17 protein-coding genes and 1 tRNA gene are annotated in these 21,205 nt (G+C 40.3%); 14 read left to right on the top strand and 4 right to left on the bottom strand.

What is annotated here, in order from left to right; translation table 11 throughout:
• The first annotated feature begins 50 nt into the window (after positions 1–50).
• From EHQ16_RS18420 to EHQ16_RS18410, 3 genes are read left to right on the top strand one after another with little or no spacing between them, the layout of a single operon-like run.
• A complete protein-coding gene (locus EHQ16_RS18420; protein ID WP_135632701.1) occupies positions 51–803 on the top strand; it encodes a hypothetical protein in 753 nt (250 codons plus the stop codon).
• Positions 804–855: 52 nt separating this feature from the next.
• Positions 856–2,196, top strand: coding sequence for an N-acetylmuramoyl-L-alanine amidase (locus EHQ16_RS18415; protein WP_135632699.1), 1,341 nt, complete (start codon positions 856–858; stop codon positions 2,194–2,196).
• 13 nt (positions 2,197–2,209) lie between these two features.
• Positions 2,210–2,983 carry a hypothetical protein gene (locus tag EHQ16_RS18410; protein WP_135632697.1) on the top strand — a complete coding sequence of 258 codons (774 nt, stop codon included), beginning with the start codon at positions 2,210–2,212 and terminating at the stop codon, positions 2,981–2,983.
• Positions 2,984–2,990: 7 nt separating this feature from the next.
• Here the strand turns inward: EHQ16_RS18410 and EHQ16_RS18405 are convergent.
• Positions 2,991–3,077, bottom strand: a tRNA-Leu gene (locus tag EHQ16_RS18405).
• A gap of 4 nt (positions 3,078–3,081) precedes the next feature.
• Positions 3,082–3,486, bottom strand: a complete 405-nt coding sequence (locus EHQ16_RS18400) for a PaaI family thioesterase (RefSeq protein WP_002973585.1) — start codon at positions 3,484–3,486, stop codon at positions 3,082–3,084.
• Between the two features lie 162 nt (positions 3,487–3,648).
• Between EHQ16_RS18400 and EHQ16_RS18395 the strand changes: the two genes are divergently transcribed.
• The 4 genes from EHQ16_RS18395 (at position 3,649) to sufB (ending at position 9,945) form a co-directional block, all read left to right on the top strand.
• Positions 3,649–6,195, top strand: coding sequence for a hypothetical protein (locus tag EHQ16_RS18395; RefSeq protein WP_135632695.1), 2,547 nt, complete (start codon positions 3,649–3,651; stop codon positions 6,193–6,195).
• 182 nt (positions 6,196–6,377) lie between these two features.
• Positions 6,378–7,886 (top strand): ATP-binding cassette domain-containing protein, encoded by a 1,509-nt coding sequence (locus EHQ16_RS18390; protein WP_135632693.1) that lies wholly within the window; start codon positions 6,378–6,380, stop codon positions 7,884–7,886.
• Positions 7,887–7,921: 35 nt separating this feature from the next.
• Positions 7,922–8,515: a peroxiredoxin gene (locus tag EHQ16_RS18385; protein ID WP_100790359.1), complete on the top strand. Its 594-nt coding sequence runs from the start codon at positions 7,922–7,924 to the stop codon at positions 8,513–8,515.
• A gap of 35 nt (positions 8,516–8,550) precedes the next feature.
• A complete protein-coding gene (gene sufB, locus EHQ16_RS18380; RefSeq protein WP_135632691.1) occupies positions 8,551–9,945 on the top strand; it encodes a Fe-S cluster assembly protein SufB in 1,395 nt (464 codons plus the stop codon).
• Between the two features lie 20 nt (positions 9,946–9,965).
• Here sufB and EHQ16_RS18375 read toward each other — a convergent pair whose 3' ends face one another.
• Positions 9,966–10,268: a transmembrane 220 family protein gene (locus EHQ16_RS18375; protein WP_135632689.1), complete on the bottom strand. Its 303-nt coding sequence runs from the start codon at positions 10,266–10,268 to the stop codon at positions 9,966–9,968.
• A 72-nt stretch (positions 10,269–10,340) separates the two neighbouring features.
• On the opposite strand from EHQ16_RS18375, the gene EHQ16_RS18370 reads away from it, so the two are divergent.
• Positions 10,341–11,576 (top strand): PQQ-dependent sugar dehydrogenase, encoded by a 1,236-nt coding sequence (locus EHQ16_RS18370; protein WP_135632687.1) that lies wholly within the window; start codon positions 10,341–10,343, stop codon positions 11,574–11,576.
• A 70-nt stretch (positions 11,577–11,646) separates the two neighbouring features.
• Complete coding sequence (locus EHQ16_RS18365) at positions 11,647–13,641, top strand: LTA synthase family protein (protein ID WP_135632685.1); 1,995 nt, start codon at positions 11,647–11,649, stop codon at positions 13,639–13,641.
• Here EHQ16_RS18365 and EHQ16_RS18360 read toward each other — a convergent pair.
• Positions 13,625–14,944 carry a sterol desaturase family protein gene (locus tag EHQ16_RS18360; RefSeq protein WP_135632683.1) on the bottom strand — a complete coding sequence of 440 codons (1,320 nt, stop codon included), beginning with the start codon at positions 14,942–14,944 and terminating at the stop codon, positions 13,625–13,627. The genes EHQ16_RS18365 and EHQ16_RS18360 overlap by 17 nt on opposite strands.
• A 214-nt stretch (positions 14,945–15,158) precedes the next feature.
• Between EHQ16_RS18360 and rlmN the strand changes: the two genes are divergently transcribed.
• The 5 genes from rlmN to EHQ16_RS18335 all read left to right on the top strand — a co-directional run bounded on the left by rlmN (position 15,159) and on the right by EHQ16_RS18335 (position 21,187).
• Positions 15,159–16,217, top strand: a complete 1,059-nt coding sequence (rlmN, locus tag EHQ16_RS18355; protein WP_135632681.1) for a 23S rRNA (adenine(2503)-C(2))-methyltransferase RlmN — start codon at positions 15,159–15,161, stop codon at positions 16,215–16,217.
• On the top strand, positions 16,204–16,488 hold the full coding sequence (locus tag EHQ16_RS18350) for a Cys-rich protein (protein WP_135632679.1): 285 nt from the start codon (positions 16,204–16,206) through the stop codon (positions 16,486–16,488). Before rlmN ends, EHQ16_RS18350 begins: the two co-directional genes overlap by 14 nt.
• Positions 16,458–18,191, top strand: a complete 1,734-nt coding sequence (locus tag EHQ16_RS18345) for an ArnT family glycosyltransferase (RefSeq protein WP_244242142.1) — start codon at positions 16,458–16,460, stop codon at positions 18,189–18,191. The genes EHQ16_RS18350 and EHQ16_RS18345 overlap by 31 nt, the downstream gene beginning before the upstream one ends.
• Before the next feature lie 221 nt (positions 18,192–18,412).
• The gene (locus tag EHQ16_RS18340; RefSeq protein ID WP_135632675.1) at positions 18,413–20,413 is read left to right on the top strand and encodes a methyl-accepting chemotaxis protein; all 2,001 of its coding nucleotides are present in this window, start codon (positions 18,413–18,415) and stop codon (positions 20,411–20,413) included.
• Between the two features lie 261 nt (positions 20,414–20,674).
• Entirely contained in the window at positions 20,675–21,187 is a 513-nt protein-coding gene (locus EHQ16_RS18335; protein WP_081581578.1) for a cytochrome c3 family protein, read from the top strand.
• Positions 21,188–21,205: the final 18 nt, after the last annotated feature.

Genomic DNA, 21,205 nt, shown 5'->3' with positions numbered 1-21,205 from the left:
CCTCCTCTGATTCGTGTATTCTGCTCCTTGGTTTAAGGAGAGCAAGTTTCGTGTTAAAAAATAGTTTCATCATCCTTTCGTTTTGTTTCTTTTGTTTGTCGATTTCCGCGCAGGAGTCTGGAGCCCCAGAAAAAGGGAAAGAGTCCTTCGAGGAACTGGACAAACTGGACCAAGGAAATAATTTAGAACGTAAACAGTATAAAAATATTTCTGAAAATAACAAAGACCGAGTCATTAACTCCATCAAACTTCTAACGATTGTTACCGCAAACTTTGGGGATGAAGTTCCTGATTCCAAAACTGCCTTAGAAAAAATCAAAAAAGACTACCAAGTAGTTTTACGGTATTACTATCGTCGTGCATACATTGCTTCTGGAAAAGCGATGGTGGCTTTGGAAAAAGACATCACCACACTTCTTGGAAAATTTGCAAAGAATTATGATACTAAAACCCAGAACCTACTGGCTGAGTGTGCCGATTTAATCACAGGGCAAGAACAAACGCAACTTGTAGAAAACTCACAGGAAGGATCTAAAGTCATCATTCCTTATCGTGAAATTGCAGAAGGCCAACAAAAACTTCGTATAGCTTATGGACAAATGGGACTTGCCACTGACATGTCTCGTGAGGACAGATTCTACGATGCTATCGTACATTACCGAATTGCCAAAGACTATGGGATCAAAATCCTTTCTGATTTCAAAGAAGCAGATGCGGATAAAAAAGCCATTTCCGATAAATACGGCAAAGACTTAAGCGATAACAGGAACCAAATTTTTAGCCAATCACAAAACGCTAAATAGTTACGATAAACTTTTTCTTTTCTCCGTTCGATGGTGAGCGGAGAATGACCTCGTGGTCATTTTATCTTCTTTACATTTCCATAAATTCATCTTCTTTCTCTTTTTTGTATCCGTTCCCTTTTCTTTGGGAGCTGTGCCTGTTTTTCGGATCGTCGTGGATCCAGGTCATGGCGGTGTTGCTAAAGATCCTAAGGTGCAACATGGAGATAAATACGATAGTGTCACCCAAACCTATTTAGAAACATACAAACAAGGAACCGAACACGGGAACGTGACAGAACGAAAGGTGGTTCTTGACTTAGCAAAAGAAGTCCACCGGATCTTAAAACTGACTGAAACAGATGTTGGATGGAAAGAATTTGAAGGTTACCTCAAACTTTTTTCTAAAAAATCAGATTTCCAACGTGTGATTTTGGAAAGTAAACTCACTCGCGAGTCTTCCTTTGATGATGATCCGACTTCAGACGATCCCAATGCCGCTTACCGTTTGTATGATTTTCCTGATCCAAAAACAGGCGTCAGGCGAAAAGGAAGACTTTCCAAAATCAACGAACAAAAACCTCAACTTGTTTTGTCTCTGCATTTGAATCCTGCAAGTAAAGGCCAAACAGGTGGGATGGGGGCCGTCCTCACTCCTGGGTATAAAACCTTTGCGAAGTTAAAAAAAATCTCAGACAAAAAAAGTTCCCCGAATGGTTTTACTAATGGGCCTTGGTCGGAATGGCTTATTTTTCAATCGGGTTGGTCAAAATTAGAGAATGCCATTGCGGATACTTGGATTTACTTCCACGGGTATTGGTCCAAAAAAAATGGCAAAGATACGGATCTTACTAAGTTCGAAGGATACCGCCAAAATATGGTGAGTTGGCGTTATGCCGACGATGCCAATTGGGAAAAACAAATTGGAAAACAAGGGCCTTATGCCAAAGACCATGAATCCTTTTCGGAAACTGGAAAGTTTTGGGAAAGGGAAAAAGGAAAAAAAGAAGAATGGAGGAGGGAAGGGGGAAAAGAGGGATTTGGTGGTGACAACCACTATGTAACTAAGGAACTCATGCGTTTTGTTCAGTATGGGCTCCCCGTCCAATTAAAAGAAAAAAACTCTCCCTATCCAGAACTTGGTCCCATCCAAAAACCATACATTTCTACTTATAGTTTGCCAACGTATACCAATGCCCTTTGTGCTTTTATTGAAATCGGGTATGTGAACCGGAGTCGCGATGTCAAATACCTAACCCAAAACAAAAAGGAAACTGCCATATCGTTAGCCGTTGGCATTTATTCTTTGTTTGTTGGTCTAGATGTTAAAAAAATACCTTCACTTCCCTACAATCCCAAAGGGAAAAAAGTTAACTTAGAAAGGTATGAAACTTATTTTGATGATGTTTTGTAATCGGTAACTACCTATGAAACCAAAAAAAGAATCTTCAAAAGTTTTAAACCATCCTCTTTTCCAAGAGTTGATTGTTATGTATCAATCTTCTCTTAAAAAAAGATATTCCGATGAAAATCTAAAATTGTATCCCGAATTTAGTTCCATCCCTCGTTCAAAAATAGACCAATTACTTCATTTTTTTTTGGAGTATCTCTATCCTGAATATTCCAAAAGAAAGGAACTAGATGCCGCCTTTGATGCGTTATCTGGTTTTGTAAACCATCCCACTAAAATCTGGGGGATTCTTGGTAACTTGGCATTGTCTATCTTTCGCTTTGGAAAACATTTTCCTATGGCACTGAAAGCCGGACTTGCGGCCCTTCAGTCTTATGTAACGGCCCACCAGTTTGAAGAAGAGTTAGTGATGGAACTGGACCGGCAGGAAAACCAAATTGGATTACTGGGTTCAGAATTTGCGATGGAAACACTTATTGCCAAAGTGGAAAAAAAGAAAGCGGATGCCTTTCGCAAAGACATCGGTGGTTTATTCAAAGTATTTTCGGATGCAGAACTCATTCGAAAGATTATTTTGATTATGGAAGATATACTTTTGAAGATGGAATCAAAGGGTACGGTGTATACGGAAGAAGATAGGAAAGGAATTTCTCTTGGTGTTTCGATTTTAAAAGAAGGGAGAGAGATCTTTGATGAGATGAAGAACGAAGAGATAACCCTCGTCTTACAAGCCATAGACAGAATCGAAGAGGATTTTTATCTTAAGGCTTGTACTCGGGGTTCGAACTAAATACTGTTGGTACCGATGGCCGGAATCGAACCGGCATGATGTTACCATCGGTGGATTTTGAATCCACTGCGTCTACCAATTCCACCACATCGGCATAATCAGTCTTCAGCTTCGATATATTTACCTTTTCCGCGGGCCACTATTTTGCCGATCTCATTTTCTATTTCAGCACGGTTTTCTATGATTTTTTTATTCTTTTTCACAAACCATCCACGTAAGTGAAGTGGTTCATTAACCTTTGCTGGTTGTAAAAAACGAATGGTGAGTTCACCTGTCGTGGTTTCGAAATTCATCGCTTCGTTGATCTTAACCATGATTTCATCTAAGATGGTAGAGATAATTCCTGGGTGGATTTGATCTGGTAAACCCTGGTATTTTTCGGGGCAGGTGTAATCACCAAAGGCAGTTTTTGTGTCTTCGTCGAAGGTGATTTTTAACTGCAACCCGTCTGCATTGTCCGGTGAGGAGGCAAAGCTGAGATTTTTTTTCGCAACGGATTTCATGCCACCATGGAACGCAAGAATTTCTCTTGTGTCAAGCATAAAAAGAACTTGCGGTCAGTTTGGCTTAAAAAGCCTCGTAAAATGCTAAGAAATCGAATATTCTTGGATTTTGCTTTAAGTTCATACATACAAAACCTCGAAAATAAAGAATAGAACCCTTATATGTTAACCACCCTTATGATGTTACTCGGTCTTTCCGGCACAGGTGCCGACCTCGATGATATCGCTCGGAGCGAGGGGGGAGGTAGGCCCGGAGAGGATTTGAGTCCTCGCCAAAAACGCCGAAAACAGCAGAGAGAATCATCACAAGAAGAGGAACCGAAACAATCCTCTGGAACTAGATCATCCAAAAAAGAAACACCTTCCCGTGGTGGGCGTGGTCAGGAATTAAATTTCCAAACAGATCCTAAGGAACCTAAATCCAAACCAAAACCATTATCGGAACGATTACCAGATTTGGAATCAGATGATGATATTACCGACGAACTAGGAGTTGGTGGAGAAAAGGGGAATGCGCCAAAATCTGGACGAAACAGGCGTGATAAACAAAAATCTCCCAAAAGTCTCAGCGATCTTCCGTTAGGTGATTTTGGAGAGGAAGGACCAGAATCCGCAGAAACGGGAGATAGACCAAGAAGAGAATCTCCTGACATTAGTTTTTCTGCTGATGATATCATTTCAAAAAACTCTAAGTATAGTTTTCATAGAAGGCCTCTTCTCAATGCAGAAGCACTTGTCGAAGCCGAACAAGTGGAAGAAGCCATTGAAATCTTTGAACGGACAGGGCATAGAATTCCTGATCCCGAAATCAAAGAAAAAATAAAGAAAAACATTCAGGATTTAGAAGAGTTTTTAGAAGACAATCCTCCTGCTCAAAAAGGAGGAGAACCTGGTAAGGGAGATCCAGCTAAACCAGATTCTGAATCAAAAGAGAAAAAGAAAAAAAGGGAACCCAAACCCGGTCTTCCCAAGTCAGATAAAGATTTAAGTGATTTGGTTGGTGCTTTAAAAGAAGTTTCTGAATTATTTGCTGAGTCCATTGCTCGTGCCATTCAATTTGCACAAAGCAGTCCACCACCTAATTTCCCACAGGCGCCTCCATCTTTTCCGCAAACCTCTTCGGAATTGCCACCGCCGCTCCCTCCGAGTGCTACAGAAAAACCTAAACAAGGAGAGAATCGAGGACAAGAAAATTCTATTTCGAGTCCTCAAGTGAACCAAACAGTCGCAGGTGGAAACCAACTCGTTCATCCAATTGTGTATCAGTTTTTGCAATCCTCTCCAGGAGGTGCAAGTTTTGATCCTAAGGCCGTTCAAAATCAAGACCAACTTTTACAATCGTTAAACCAAGGTTTGACGACAGGAGGTCTTACAGGAGGGGCACCTGGTTTTCCTGTGGCACCAGCAGGTTCAGGCATAGTCGGGCCATTTTATGTTCCCCCAGATTTGCCAGGGGGCTCTCGGGGTGCAGAAACTCCCAAACAACCTCTCGACTTAGAGTCACTTGCGGATCAAATTTCTAAAAAGGATGTCTCTGAACTTGATCTTCCTGAAGACACATTTTTCTCCAATGATTGGAAACAATTCAAAGACCTTCCCCTTGTCGACAGACGGAGTGGCGACGAACGGAGAAAAAATGCCGATCGTCGTACAAACATTGCAGGAAGAAAAGATAGAAGGTCAGGGGAAGATAGAAGGAAACGAGATCGTTTTAAAGAAAGGGAAGATTTTTTAAAAAACCAAGCCTTAAAAAAAATAGAAAAGAAGGCAAAGGAATTAGAAGCAAGAGGAGACGAAACCTCTCTCAATGATTTGCTGAAACCTTATTTTCCTGAGAACCAAGGATTAAAACTTCCTGAGGCTTGGGATCTTGAACCCATTGGTCTTCCCGATGCCAATGATTTGCGAAGGGATGACAAAGAACCTCCTCTTCATCCTTCCGAAAAACCAACTTCTGGGGAAGAACCCGATTGGTTTGAATCCACAACAGACTCTCTTCGCAAGGAATTAGAACTTCCGGATCCCATCGATCCTCAAACTGAAAAGTTAATTACTCCCAAATCTGATTTACCGGAAGCAACCGATCCGAATAAACAAAAGTCAGAAACCATCATTGAAACAGATTTACCAATACAGGTAGAACTCACCAATCGGCCGTTAACCAGTGAAGATTTAAGGATTGGTCTTCCTGACGCAGACGAAGTTTTTCGGGAACGAAAACTAAGGGAAGAGGCTGGATTGCCGGGAGACGGGCCTTCACTTGAAGATGCAGAAGCTCCTGAAATTGAAATTGTAGATGGAAACTTGGGTGAGATTGCGGATGAAGAATCTCCCATCCCTCTGGATGAAATGGCTGAAAAAGCCACGGAAGACGAACCAGAAAAAATCATCCATGGGGTTTTGGAACTAAAACCTCCCGAAGCTGATGATGCACCATTTTTAACTCTTACTTACGATTTTGGAAAGATCCCCCATGCATTTCGTTTGTCGAAGAATTATTCTATTATGGAATACTCATATTATAAATACAAACCAATGTTAATGAAAGCACAAGAGTTTGCTCGCAGGAAGATGTTAAAAAATGCTTTGAACTACTACCGAGTCATCAAATCACAAAACATCCCGCCGGAGTTACGTAAGATGATCAACAGAAACATCCGAGACATTACAGAGTTTATGGAAAAATTCTTAATGGCAAAAGGAAACTAACTCTTGACAACTTTTCCGACTTCATTCAGTCTAATATCCATAAACGAGGTATGATCCGATGAGATTGCGGCTTAAATCAAATAGGTAAGCAAAATAAAATAATAAATCCACAGTTCTCCTAATTCTTTAGGACGAGACTTGCTTACCTATTTCCCTATTTGGAAACAACAGGAGCTTGTCGTATGTCCCACCATATCACCATTCAAAATCTAAATTTTTTTTACGAATCACAGTCAGAGTTTTTATTCCAAGACTTAAACCTTGCCTTTGGCCCTGGCTGGACTGGCATTGTCGGAAAAAATGGAACGGGAAAGTCTACTTTAGCGAAACTCATTGCAGGGGAAATGGAACCACATAGCGGAACCATTCAAGGCAATAGATTTGTTCGTTATGTTTCGCAAAGTAACGAAGTTCCCAAAGAATCGTTAGAGGATTTTTTATATGATGATTCAAAAGAATCAGGTCGTTATAAAAATCTTTTGAAAGTTTCTTTGGATTCACCCGAGGACTATGAGTTTTTAAGTTTTGGAGAAAAACGAAGGGTCATCCTTGCTATGGCCCTTTCCGAATCTCCTAGTGTTTTGATTCTGGATGAACCTACCAATCATCTAGATTTGGATAGTGTCCTCATCATTCGTGCTGCCCTTTCTCAGTTTCAAGGGGTAGGAATTTTAATCAGTCATGATAGGTCGTTGTTAGATGATCTTGTCACCCATTGTGTATTCCTCGAAAAAAACTTTTATTCCGAACGGCCAGGAAATTATTCAGAAGGCAAAAAGGAAATGGAAAGAGAGGCACAGGAACGAATCCATGATTGGGAAATTGCTCGAACGGAACGTAAAAAACTAGATGCAGAACTAAAGCGGAGAAGAGAAGAAGCAAGTCTTTCACACAAACATAGATCCAAGAAAGGACTTGACCTCCACGACCATGATGGTCGGCATAAAAAAAACTTAGCAAGGGTCACTGGTAAAGATGGCCAAGCGGGGAGACTAAAACAGCAGTTAGATAAAAGAAAGGAACATTCCGAAAGAAAAGAAAAAGAAATTTTTGCCAAACTTCCAGAAAAAGAAAACATAGGAATTGTTTGGAAAACAGAAATTTCAAAAAGGAAACATTTGTTTTTGTGGGAAGAAGGTAATTTAGATTTTGGGTTTATGAATTTGCGATTAGATTCGAATCTCCAAATCCAACCAAATTCGAAAATTGCGATCACTGGAAAAAATGGATCGGGGAAATCTACCTTCTTACAATTTCTCGCAAACGAGTTAAAACAAAAACAAATTCGAACCTTGTATTTGCCTCAAGAGTTTTCTAAAAAAGAAATCAGTGAATTACAATGCGAATTTGAAAACCGTTCTTCGGAGGAGAAGGCAAGAATCCTTTCGGGAGTTCACAAACTGGGGAGTGATCCGAAACGTGTTTTCGAATCAGAAGTTTTCAGCCCGGGGGAAGTGAAAAAAATATTTCTCTCCCTCCATCTAGATTCCAAAGTAGAAATCCTCCTCTTAGACGAACCGACAAACCATTTGGATATAAAATCTTTGGAGGCTCTGGAGAGTTCCCTTCAGTCACTTGGTGTTGCTTTGGTGGTGGTGAGTCATGACCGCCGTTTTCTTGAAGCAATCGCAGAGGAAGAATGGTCTTTGGAAAACCTGTCCCTGACCCAAAAACATCTAGACAGAATCTAATTACTGTACTTAGAATAATTCTAAGGAGTGACTTTATGCCACAAGTGACATCACATGCCCCAGATTTTAAAGCGACCGCTGTAATCGGGGACAGTTTCAAAGAAATCAAATTGTCTGATTACAAAGGAAAATGGGTGGTTCTATTTTTCTATCCTCTCGATTTTACATTTGTTTGCCCGACAGAAATTATTGAATACGATGCAAAACTCGAAGATTTTAAAAAGATCGGAGCCGAGGTTTTGGGTGTTTCCGTTGATAGCGAATTTTCGCACTTAGCTTGGAAAAAAACAGCCCGAAAAGAAGGTGGTATTGGTGAGATCAAATACCCACTCATCGCTGACAAAACAAAAGAAATTGCAAAATCTTTTGGAGTTCTGATCGAGTCTGGACCTGATGCAGGTGTTGCTCTTCGCGGAACTTTCATCATCGACCCAGCGGGTATCATTCGCCAAGCAACTGTTAACGACCTTCCTGTGGGACGTAACATTGAAGAAGCGCTTCGCCTCATCAAGGCTTTCCAATTTGTGGAAAAACATGGTGAAGTTTGCCCTGCAAACTGGGACGAAGGAAAGAAAACGATGAAAGCAGATCCTACTGGATCCAAAGCTTACTTCGCTTCTGTTAACTAATTAACAATTCTCTACAAGTAGAGAAGGGGAAAAAAATGGAATCAACAACCGAATTAGACAAGGTTTCTTTCGAATTTTATAAACCTGATAATTTTCCAAAGGGACTCACTCGTAAGGTTGTTGAATCGATTTCCCATATTAAAAACGAACCAAGTTGGCTTGCGGAATTTCGTTTAAAGGCTTTTGAAGTTTATGAACAGAAACCGATGCCGACTTGGGGATTCATTCCGCAATTTCATATCAATATCGATGACTATGTACACTATGTAGGTTCCAACCAAAAGAAAAAAAAATCATGGGATGAAGTGGATCCAGAAATCCTACGTAGTTTTGAAAAATTAGGAATTCCTGAACACGAAAGGAAATACCTTGCCGGAATCGAAACCATGAACGATTCCGAAACCATTTATGCCAATGTTAAAAAAGAACTTACCGATTTAGGAATTATCTTTTGTGATATTGATACTGCCATCCGTGAATATCCAGAGCTCGTTCGTGAGTATCTAGGGACTGTTGTCACCATTGGTGATAATAAATTTTCTGCTTTGAATTCTGCCGTATTTAGCGGTGGTTCTTTTGCTTATATTCCCAAGGGAGTCAAAACTCCTATGCCTCTTCAGGCTTACTTCAAGGTAACGGCTGCTAGTTCCGGACAATATGAACGGACACTTCTCATCGCAGATGAGGGGGCTCATTTGGAATATAGCGAAGGTTGTACTTCTGTCCAAGACAAAGGAACAAATTTTCACACTGCTGTTGTGGAACTTGTTGCTAAAAAAAGTTCTAAAATCTTTTATACGACCATCCAAAACTGGAAAAAGAATATGTACAATTGGACCGTGAAACGTGGGATCTGCGAAGAAGCAGCTCACATCACCTGGACAGATTGTAATATTGGTGCCAATACCATCAAATACCCTGGAATCATTTTACAAGGAGATCATTCCACGGGAGATGTTCTATCTTTAGCGTTTGCGGGAAGTGGACAGGTTCAGGATACAGGAGCTCGGATCATCCATGTCGGAAAAAACACTCGTTCCAATATTTTGGCAAAAGGTGTGGCCCTTGATGGGGGAATCAATTCCTACCGTGGTTTAGTGAAATTTGAACCATCCAGTAAAGGATCTTATAGCCATATCAAATGTGATGGACTGATGATGGACAACCGTTCCCAGTCTCATGCTTATCCTTATAATGATGTATCAGGGGAAGAGGGAACTTTAAACTACGAAGCCACAGTTTCTAAGATTGATGACGACCAACTCTTTTACCTGCAATCCCGAGGGATGAGTGAAGATGATGCAAAGTTACTCATCATCAATGGATTTTGTGAAGGTGTCACCAAACATTTGGATGTCGAATATTCAGTAGAGATGACAAAACTCATCAAAATGATTTTGGAAGATGGAAAGGTGATTGCCGAAAAATAAATTTCGGCAAATCGTTCTTTTTATTTTTTAAAGACAAGAAAAGCGATCGCCGCACTGGCAATCAGAAGTCCCAAAAACTCTCTCACTTCTTCCACTTCCATACCAAAGTACGGAGTTTGTGAAAAGTAATACCCTGACAGAACTAAGTAAATTGGTATTAGGATCCATCCCACAAACCTTGGAACTTTCCGGAACAAACCGGCAAGAGCAATGGCTGACACAGCTGCGTAGAGAGGGAACCAAAGGTAGGGATCTGGGTCATTCAATTGCAAATAGGCAAAGTAGAGGAAAATAGGGATACAGAGGATTCGAAAGAGTTTCATCGTTTGCTATCAGTTTTTTGATTGCGGAGAGAAATCCAAGTCAATTATCTTATGTGGGGAACCTTAAGTATTATGAAAATCCAACTCTTTGTATTGTTTTCCTTTTTGTCTTTGTCCGTAGCTTGTGATGATTTAGGTCGCAGTATCTTAAAAAATTACAATAAAAAATATGAAACCGATGGGCAGGTGCTCGGATCCAAACCTCTTTTTATTGGTGTCGATTCAGGTCGTAAACAAGTCGCTATTGTTTTACAAGAAGTGGTGAAAGTAAAGGAACCAACGGACATCCAGTTTCCACCGGGGGACAGTCCCTTTTTATTTGCCCTTGAAAAAACAGGAGATATGATCCTTTTCCACAGAGAAAAAAAGACAAGTCGTGTTTTGGCAAAATTTACTGTGATTACGGATAGTGAAGAAGGACTTCTTGGTTTGGCTTTCCACCCACAATTTCCCAAACAACCGAAATTATATACCAATTACGTAAAATCGATCGCGAATAAAGATGTTACCATTGTTTCTGAGTGGGTTGTGGAAAATCCAACTAACTATGAAACAATGAAACTTGTAAACGAACGAGTGTTATTGCAAGTAGTGCAACCTTATCCCAACCACAATGGGGGCCAATTGGCATTTGGCCTCGATGGGCATTTGTACATTGGCCTTGGAGATGGGGGATGGAGAGCCGATCCAAAAAACAACGGACAAAATCCAAATACCTTACTTGGTTCTATTTTAAGAATCAATCCGAATCCAGACCTCGGTTTGAAAAAACCATATTCCATTCCTTCCGACAATCCCTTTGTGGGGAAAGTTGGGTTTGCCCCAGAAACCTTTGCATACGGAATTCGTAATCCTTGGAGGATGAGTTTCTCACCTGACGGGCGTTTGCTTGTCGCGGATGTTGGTCAGGATGCCTATGAAGAAGTGGATATCATTGTTTCCGGCAAAAACTATGGTTGGAACCAAACGGAAGGTTTCCATTGTTTTACTGACGGATGTAATCCATCCCTATACGAACCACCATTTTATGAATATGGTAGAGACGAAGGACAATCCATCACGGGTGGTTATGTTTATACAGGTTCCGAGTTTCCTGCCTTAAAAGGAATGTATATTTTTGGAGATTTTATCCAAGGTAAAATTTGGGCGATTCCCGTTCCAAAACCAGGAGAAAATACCAAGGTCACGGAAACCATCGCTCTTGGAAAATGGAACCTACTCATTCCTACTTTTGGTCGGGACAATGAGGGTGAAATTTTCGTCGCAGACTACCAATCAGGAACCATATACAAAATGGTAAAACCATAATCCATTGGATTTGCTTGGTTTGCCTCAAACACATATTTTTAGTCTTATGGAAGTTTCTTAAATTTCATCTATGAAAAAACTATTTTCTAAATTGCCGTTTTACATTCGGTTCCACTTACTGCTTGCCGGTCTTGGAATCGTTTTTCTTACCATCTACCGTGTTGCTTTTTTCACCATGTATTCTTACCGGATCCAAGATAAGTCTCTTTGGATTGTTTTAAAAGCCTTTCTAAAAGGGGCAAGGTTTGATGTTTCCGTTTTATGTGTGTTACTTGGACTTAGTTTGGTCTATTCTTCGTTACATTTTTTAAACAGAAACCGAGTGTATCGGGCGGTGTGGCGGACATTACCCGTTGTTTTCATCATTCTATTGTTATTTCTTCTCATAGCGGATTTAATCTATTATGAAAATGGAAACAAACATTTAGGATACGAGGCTTTTGCTTATCTCGGCTTTGAGATGTTACCACTCGTGGGATCTGCCTTTTCACAAAATCCATTTTTGTTTTTACTCGGAATTCTTGCGATTGGTGGAATTGGATTCGGAATTTATAAAATCCAATCCAGGTTTCCCTATTCCCATGTGAATTTACATTACAAATGGGCAGGCCTTCAATTCCTAATTGTGCTCGCACTTCTTGTTTTGGGAATTCGAGGGGGAGTCCAGACAAGTCCACTAAGGACAAGTGACGCCATCATCACCAAAGAAACCATCATCAATGATTTGGTTTTAAATCCTGGTTTTACAGTCATCACAGATTTAAAGATGACCAAGGTGGATGACCGCCATTATATGAAGCTCAGCGAATCGAGTGCCATCGTTCAAAAAGAAGTGGCTTATCCTGGTGCGAGTTTCGTGAGTGAAGAATACCCGCTTCTAAGAAAAACAACTTTATCCTCCACAAAACCTTTACCTCATATTGTGGTGATTGTTCTGGAAGGATGGACTGGTAAGTTTATCGATATCATTGGAACAGGAAAAGTAGAAGGGAAGGTTGTGACTCCTTACTTCAACCAACTGATCCGGCAAGGGATGTTCTTTAAGAATTTTTTTGCAAGTGGGGGAAGAACCACAAACGGACTTATGGCTCTTATGGGTGGGATTCCCGATAGACCTGGGCTCACTGCCGTTCGCACCCCGCAAATCCTCAACCGTTTTTCTGGGTTGGGAAATATTGCAAAAACCATTGGGTATGAAACATTGTTTGTGACAGGAACTGATCTTAGTTTTAACAATAAGGGAAGTATCATGTACCACTGGGGGTTTGATACTCTGGTTGGCAAAACGGAGTTAGAAAAAAATCCAGAGTATAGAACGGGGCCTTGGAGTTATTTGGATGAAGCATCTCTCGATGCCATGCATCAGAAACTCCTCAATGTAAAACCTGAAAAACCAATTGTATCTGTGATTCATACCGGAACCACACACTATCCTTACAAAGTTCCCGATGAAAAGTTTCGATTGTTTGAAACGAAGACACAAGACAGTGAATACTTAAATGTTTTGCATTATGCGGATTTTGCTCTGAACGAATATATGGAAAAAGCAAAAAAAGCCCCTTATTTTAAGGATACCATTTTCTTTTTTGTTTCTGACCACAGCCACCACAGGTTCCTCAATTACTATGAAGATAGAAATGTCCCTTTGTTGGTTTATGCACCCGGGAAAATCAAACCGGAACTCAGAGAAGACATCACATCGCAACTCGATTTGATTCCAACGATCCTTGGGTTTATGGAAAGAGAAGTGTACTTTAGTGTGATGGGCCGTGATTTAAGAAAGGTAAAGGGTTCTTCTGCTTATTTTGCCTATGGAAATATCTTTGGATGGATTGAAGATGATTTTTTGTATTACCAGTCAGTGTCTGGTGGGCAAGGAGAAACAAAAACGATTAAGTCCCCGTTTGTAGATCTGGGACTTTGTTACCAAGATATCAACTTATGCAAAAAACATGGGGATAAAACAAAGGCGTTTTTAAATTTAGGAGACGAACTCCTGAAGTCGAACAAATTGTTCCCTTCGGAGTCCGTTCTAAAAGAAATTAAATCTAATACCAAGTATTAGAGATATTACTGAGATCGAAGAAGGTCTTTCGTTTGATGAGGATCCAAACAAGGGATACAAACGAGAGGCCAATGAGAGGGATCGCAAAAATTCCAATATTGGGAATATTGGAATACACTAGAGTTGCAACAAAAGCCAAAATAAATAGAAAGTTTCTTACCACTTCCGTCCTTCTTGACCATCGTTTCATTTCCATAGTTCGATCAATCGAAAACAAACTAAAGACAATCACAACAGACAAAATTCCAAGAGTTGTCATATCTTGTTCTAAATTGATTTTTGCCACCTTCCAAATCACAAGACCCACTGCCATAAGAACGGTCGCTTGTAAGGCAACGTAAATCATCACACCCATCGGTGGTTTCGGATCGTATTTTTTAACTTGCGTTGGTTCAGGCGCTTTGTCCGCTTCTGTGATGAGGTAACTTGGTTTCCAACCTGGAGGCCCAAAGATTGTTTTAAAAACATCACCAAACGATTTACATTTCCAAACCTGAAAGAATATATCTTTGAACACATGCATGTTCACGGTGATGGGGTTGAAGGAATTCACTGGTTTCGTTAAACCGTAGATAGGTTCGTCTGTTTCCCATTCAAAGGATCCAAACATACGATCCCAAATGATAAAGATCCCGCCGTGGTTACGGTCGATGTATTTATCTTGGATTCCGTGGTGGACTCTATGGTTGGATGGTGTCACCATAAAATGTTCTAAAAATCCTAGTTTCCCAATAAAACGAGTGTGGACCACAAATTGGTAAACTTTTAAAATTCGGTGGCTGAGTAAAAACATAGCCCAAGGGATTCCAAGTAACGCCATGGATAGAAAATAAATATATTCGAATATTCTTTGTAATCCATTTCCACGGAAAGCAACAGACAAGTTCATTTCTTGAGTGGAGTGGTGGGTGACATGAGTGGCCCAGAACAAATTGATTTCATGGCAATGTCTATGAAACCAGTAGTAAATAAAATCAGCCAGAACAACCGAAAAACTCCAAGCGCCGAGTGCATACCAGTTCACCGAAAAACTAGGTGAAAAACGGAACGGGCTTTCCAGAGGAAAAATATGATAACCTAAACTAGAGAGTGAAAAGTTTGTCTCTATTTTGTCATAAACATACAGAGCACCGAGGAGAATGACCACCCCAATCAATGCAAAGATCACCCCGGTGCTCACATCGGCAATGAGAACGTTCAATCGATAGTATTGTTTTCCTTTGATGTAGGAAACAAATATCTCGATTCCTATCAGTGCGACCATGACGATAAAGGCATATTCCATAAAGGCGTCGCTATTCATTCGTATATTTCCCTCACTAGATACTAGGCTTTTGAATCGCTTGCTGTAAGTCAATGTCCATTTGGAAACACCGATTTACAGAAGAATCGCACTAGAATTTTATTTTAGACTTGTTCCCGACAGATTCCCCTAGTAAGACTGAATGAATCGCCGGAAATTCTTGTCCCTAGAGGGGGCAACGAAAAGATTGGCTAAAGGTGGAAATTCCAAACAAATGAAAGAGGAAATACCGGTTCTCAAAGGGAAAACCAAAAAAGAACTAGAAGAGATTTGTGTTTCCTTGGGTTTGGAAAAATACCGAGCGGCACAGATATATACAGGCATCTATAAGAGCCGTTACACGAACCTAGACCAATTCACTACCTTATCTAAAGAGGTTCGTGAAAAACTAAAACAACATACCCTTTATCCTGAAATTGAAATTGGTAGGGACTTGGCCTCCAAAGAAGACGGGACTCGTAAATTGACTTTTTATGTAGGTGAAAACAAAGAGATCGAGGCGGTTTGGATTCCCTCCGGTGATGGGGGACGAAAGACCATCTGTATCTCTTCTCAAATTGGTTGCACTCTCAATTGTAAATTTTGTGCAACCGGACTTTTGGAATACAAAGGGAACCTGCACACTTGGCAAATCCTAGACCAAATTTTACAAGTGGAGCGCCTCGTCGGTGACCGGGCGACAAATATCGTGTTTATGGGAATGGGCGAACCCATGCACAATTATTTTTCTGTAATGAAAGCTGCCCATATTCTCCGAGACCAAGATGGATTTGGGCTCGGTGCCTTACGCATTACCATTTCCACCGCAGGTGTGACAACAGGGATCAATCGTTTTATCGAAAACAAAGAACCTTTTAACTTTGCGATTTCTTTAAACCATCCCAATCCGAATGCCCGTTCTTCAGTAATGGATGTAAACGACAAACATCCGTTAGAGAAGTTGATTGATTCTGCCAAAAGGTTCACTAAGGAACTCGACCGGGCCATCACCTTTGAATACGTAATGATCCCCGATGTGAATATGGGAAGGGACAATGCGGAACGACTCGCAAAAATTGCGCGTTCTGTGAATAAATGTAAAATCAATGTAATCCCTCTGAACACAGACTTTACCGGGTGGCGTAGACCTACTGATGATGAAGTAAAAGAATTTGTAATGCATCTCAAAGCTAAAACAACAGCTCCCATTCTCAATCGCAGAAGTCCTGGTCGGGACATCAATGGCGCCTGTGGAATGTTAGCGTTAAAAGGAATTCGAAGTGAAACACGGTAAATGGATCTTAACTTTTGTTATGGCTTTCTTTTTGGGAAACTGCCAGGACATAGTGGAAAAAAAATGCCAAGCGGCTTGTGAAGTATTTGTTTCTTGTACTGAGGAAGAGTTAAAACTTACCTTGGCACCAGATGTCAAAAGAACAGGCCGAATCCAATGTATGGACGGATGCACCACTCATAACAGTGATATTTTACAATGTTATGACCAAGAACCCAATTCATGTAAAGGATTTGGGCAATGTTTAATCCAAATTGGTACTTTAGAATGAAAGAATCACTCACTCCCTCTGAAAGAATTTTTTATCGAATTCTACTACTCCTTGCCTCCATTCCTATTTTATTCACTCTTCCTTTAGATGTGATTGATATTGATAGTGCACAGTATGCTGGTATTGGCCGCGAACTTGTTTTATCTAATGATTTTTTTTCACTCATTGATAATGGAAGAAGATACTTAGACAAACCCATCTTAACTTTTTGGACCATTGCAACTTCCTTTTCTCTTTTTGGAATTAGTAACATTGCTTTTCGGATTCCTGCGATTCTGATTACCTTACTTTCCGTTTTTTCAATTTACCGGATCACTATTTTGACTGGTGGAAAAGAAAGACAAGGATACCTGGCTTCCTTCGCTTACCTTTTGGCACCCGGGGTTTATGCCATGGTTGTGGATCCAAAGATAGATGTGTATCTTACCGCCTATTTGGTGTTCACTTATCATTTCTATTATTTAGGAAGGAAAAAAAATCCAAACTACTTCTATTTGATGTATCTTATGATGTCTATGGGTTTTATCACCAAAGGACCAATTTCTGTATTTATCCCAGCCATATCCATTGGTGGAGATATTTTATTTCGTAGAGATTGGAAATTACTTCTGTCGATGCGAATTCCTACGGGGATTTTTGTTTTGGCATCTCTTCCTGCTTTATGGTGTTACTTTCTCTACCAAAACTTCAATTCCTATGGCCCAGTTTTCTTTTTATGGATCCAGTCTTTTGGCCGGTTTTATAGAGATATGTATGACATCAATTTTGATCCGTTTTACTTTTATAAATCATTCTCTTGGGCATTCTTCAGTGGGCTTGTGCCTATGATCATTTATATTTCCTTTCGTTTGTATCAGTATATTAAATCACTGGGTTGGAAGGAAATCCTTAGAAAAATTCGTGCAAATGAATACAAAGAAATCGACTTTGTAATTCCTTTTTGGGTTTTTCTCTTTCTGTTTTTAATTTCCTTTTCTCGTTATCCACTCCCGCAATACACGTATTGGATTTTACCAGGAGCTGCTTTGTACTTTGGTAAAATTATGGAAGAAAGTTTATTTCGTTCCAATGTGGAAAGGCTTCGTCCTTCTTTTCTCATCGCAGGTCTTGTGTATTTGGTAGGGTATTTTCTCATCCCTATCTTTGTGGCTGATGTGGGGATTCTTTATTATGTGTTTGGGATCATTGGTGTTCTTTTCATCATGTTGTCTGCACAACTCATTCCTCTCGAAATTCTTGTCACTCTTGTGGGTGCTACTTTGTTTTTCAGTGCGATTAGTTTGGAGTTTTATCCTCTGCTCACGAGTTACCAACCTTCCAAAGAATTTGGAGCGAAAATCAAAGAACTGGAACCAAACGAACCGGTGGTATATTCCTTTTGGTTGTCCAATTCCAAACGTTCCTATGGATTTTATGCAGAAAGGAATTTCCGAAATGTATACGATAAGGATAAATTAGACAAACTTTGGTCAGAAAAACCGGAAAGACTTCTCATCCTTCCTTCCGAAAAACTTACCCAATTACAGGAAATGGCAGGGCCAGGATACCAAATTGAGCCGGTTCTCGAGAGGGAATCGTTTAAAGTGGCTACTCCAAACGTAGCTTTCCTGAAAAAAGAGACAAGAAACCTTGTCACAAAGAAAATTTCTTTGGTTTGGCTAAAAAAAATTCAGGGGAAATCTTCTAAAAACTCGAAAGTATAACTAGGCTAAATTGTGTAAGTCTGGTTTTTAGGGCCCTTCGATGTCAAATCAGGGCCTTTTTTTTTGCCCTCACACTTTTTCATTCCCCAAAGGAAACATGACACCCTCTGTGAACATCGTTTCAAATGGATAGATTCACATTATGATTTAGAAATATATTGATAGAAAATTTTTGACCCTTCCTTAGAATTCCCTGAAATAGACGTCCTATTCGGTAATATATGAAAAGTTTAAAATACATTCTCGGTCTTTACACATTCCTTTCCATTTTGGTTTTGTCCGTGGTTGTATCCGCACTGATCTTATATCTAAACTGGAGCCTCCTTGTCAAAGTTTACCGAGGAGAAATGGAAAACGCAGGTAAAAGTGCCGGTGCTGAACTTTCCAATTATTATAAATCCCAACTCCGCATTGCGGGCCTACTTTCCAAACAAAGAGAAATTGTTGAATCTTTCCAAACGGGAAAGGCTGAGTTTGCGACCAATTTACTGGTTGGAATCATGCAAGATGCTAACGGTGAATACGAAAATATTTTTTTATCTGTACCTAAACAAAACGCAAAGATATTTGCAGCGGGAATTCCTCGTTCCATCGGTTACCAACTGGAAGAAGACAAAACGGGGGACCATGTCGTTGTTGCTTTAAAAAAACAGTTTCTAATTGGATCTGTCCAAGAGTCACCTATCACTGGTTTGCCTGTGAGTCTTGTTTCTTTCCCGATTGAAGACAAAGGGAAACTGGTAGGGATCCTTTGGATTGCTTTGAATTTGGAACAAGTTTCGAAACGAATGGGAGAAGGGATCCATGTAGGGGCCAATGGTTATATCACTGCCATCACAACAAAAGGAGTTGTGTTTGCAGGACCTGACAAATCCAAAATTCTAAAAGTAGATTTAAGTAAAATTCCCGAAGGTCGGCCCATCCTCGAAGCCAAAGATGGTGCTTACTTTGAATATACAGAAAATGGACAGGACAATGCCCTTCTCATCAAACGATTAGAAGAATGGAATACCATCATCGGTGTTGTGCTTCCTAAATCTGATATGAATTCTGGATTCATTCAGGTGGCTCTTATTGCCGTTGTTGTTGTGTTTTTCATTACAGCTCTCGTTGTTTTTGGAATCTTTCGATTCCTCCGTAAAAGATTATTACCATTAGAAAATTCAGTGATCATTTTGGATAAAATGGCCAAAGGAGATCTTACTGAGTCTTTAACATTAACAAACAATGATGAAATTGGTCGGATGAACTTGGCTCTAAACGGTTTTATCACCAGCATTCGTAGTTCTCTTGGAGAAATTCAATCCGTCGCCGAAGAAATTACCTCTTCTTCTGAAAGTTTACGTGAATCCTCTGCTAGTTTTTCTGATATGGCCCAAGGAACGGCTGCGTCTTCCGAAGAAATCTCTGCCACAACAGAAGAGGTGGTTGCCAGTATGGAAACCACCGCAGTTTCCACTACAAAACAACATAATAATATTCTGGAATTCAATGGGAAGATTTTGGAACTTTCCAGGGGTGCCATCCAAATCGAAAAGGATACAAAATCGGCACTGGCAAATACGGAAAACATTACCAAACAAGCCAAACTTGGTGGTGAATCACTCAACCAAATGAAGGATGTGATTAACGTAATCTTAGAATCTTCTTCTGAAATGAAAGAAGTGATAGGGATCATTGATGAAATTTCAGACCAAACCAGTTTACTCGCACTGAATGCAGCCATTGAAGCGGCAAGGGCTGGGGAAGCAGGCCGTGGGTTTGCCATTGTTGCCGAAGAGATTTCGAAACTATCCGACAAAACGGCTCACTCCATCCAAGCAATTGAAGATATGATTGGTAAGAACAGTAAAGAGTTGGAAGAGGGGGCGAAGGGAATTCGTTCCTCTGTCGAACTTTTGAATCTCATCATCCGAGATATTGGAGAAGTAGAGAGTGTTATGAAACGACTTTCTGAAGCGACTCAGTCTCAGTTAAGTTACAATAGAGAAGTGGATGAACGATCGGAAGAGGTAGGTCGTGAATCAGAATCCATCAGAGGGGCCATTGAAGAGCAGAAAAGAGCCATCCAACAGATTTCGGAATCAGTGATTGGGATCAATAATGAAACCATGCACATTGCTTCGGGCTCCGATCTAGTGGCATCCTCTTCCAGGAAACTCTCTCATGCGGCAGATACTTTGCGTTCTATTACGCAAAGGTTTCGGATTACAAAGAGTTGAAGTGATGTGTCCTGTTGTCTTGTCGCAAATCTATGTCTGATTGAGGCTGAATCCAAGTTTCATAAAGAAAAATTAACAGGCATTTGGCGGTATTTCTTAGACTAATTGAGACTTAGTTTCAATAAAGAAAGTTCATAGAAAATTTCGGATTATGTCTCTTTTTATGTTTTTTCGCAACCAAAACCCTTACATACTTGCTTTTTTTCTGATTTTGCCTTTCCTTGTCAGAAGACAGTGTAAACGGATTCAGGAAATCTGCGAATGAATATAAAAATACTCAAGATCTCTGTGCCTATCGTTGCAATTGCAGCTCTAGCATATTTGATTTTTTCACCTAGCCGTTATGTGGGCTATTCACCCGACCAGCCCATCCCCTTCAACCATAAGATACATGCCGGCGATAACAAAATCGACTGTAAGTATTGCCATACTGGTGTTGAAAATTCGGCCCATGCCACAGTTCCTCCAAGTTCCACTTGTATGAACTGCCATGGAGCAGGTAACGTAGCGGGCAACCAAGAACATGTTAAATGGCTTAAAGAACAATACGACAGTAACACTCCAGTATCCTGGGTGAAGGTCCATGACCAACCAGACTTCGTATACTTTAACCATTCACGACACGTACAACGTGGCGTTGATTGTTCCACATGCCACGGCAACATGGCAGAGATGGTAAAGGTTAGACAGTCCAAGTCCCTCAATATGGGATTTTGTGTCGATTGCCATAGAGAGAACAATGCTCCTAACGATTGTTCTACGTGCCACAGATAATCGGGAGACAAGTAATAA

It is taken from the genome of Leptospira kanakyensis (assembly GCF_004769235.1).
Taxonomy (GTDB): domain Bacteria; phylum Spirochaetota; class Leptospiria; order Leptospirales; family Leptospiraceae; genus Leptospira_A; species Leptospira_A kanakyensis.
This window is presented reverse-complemented; position numbering and strand designations above follow the sequence as displayed.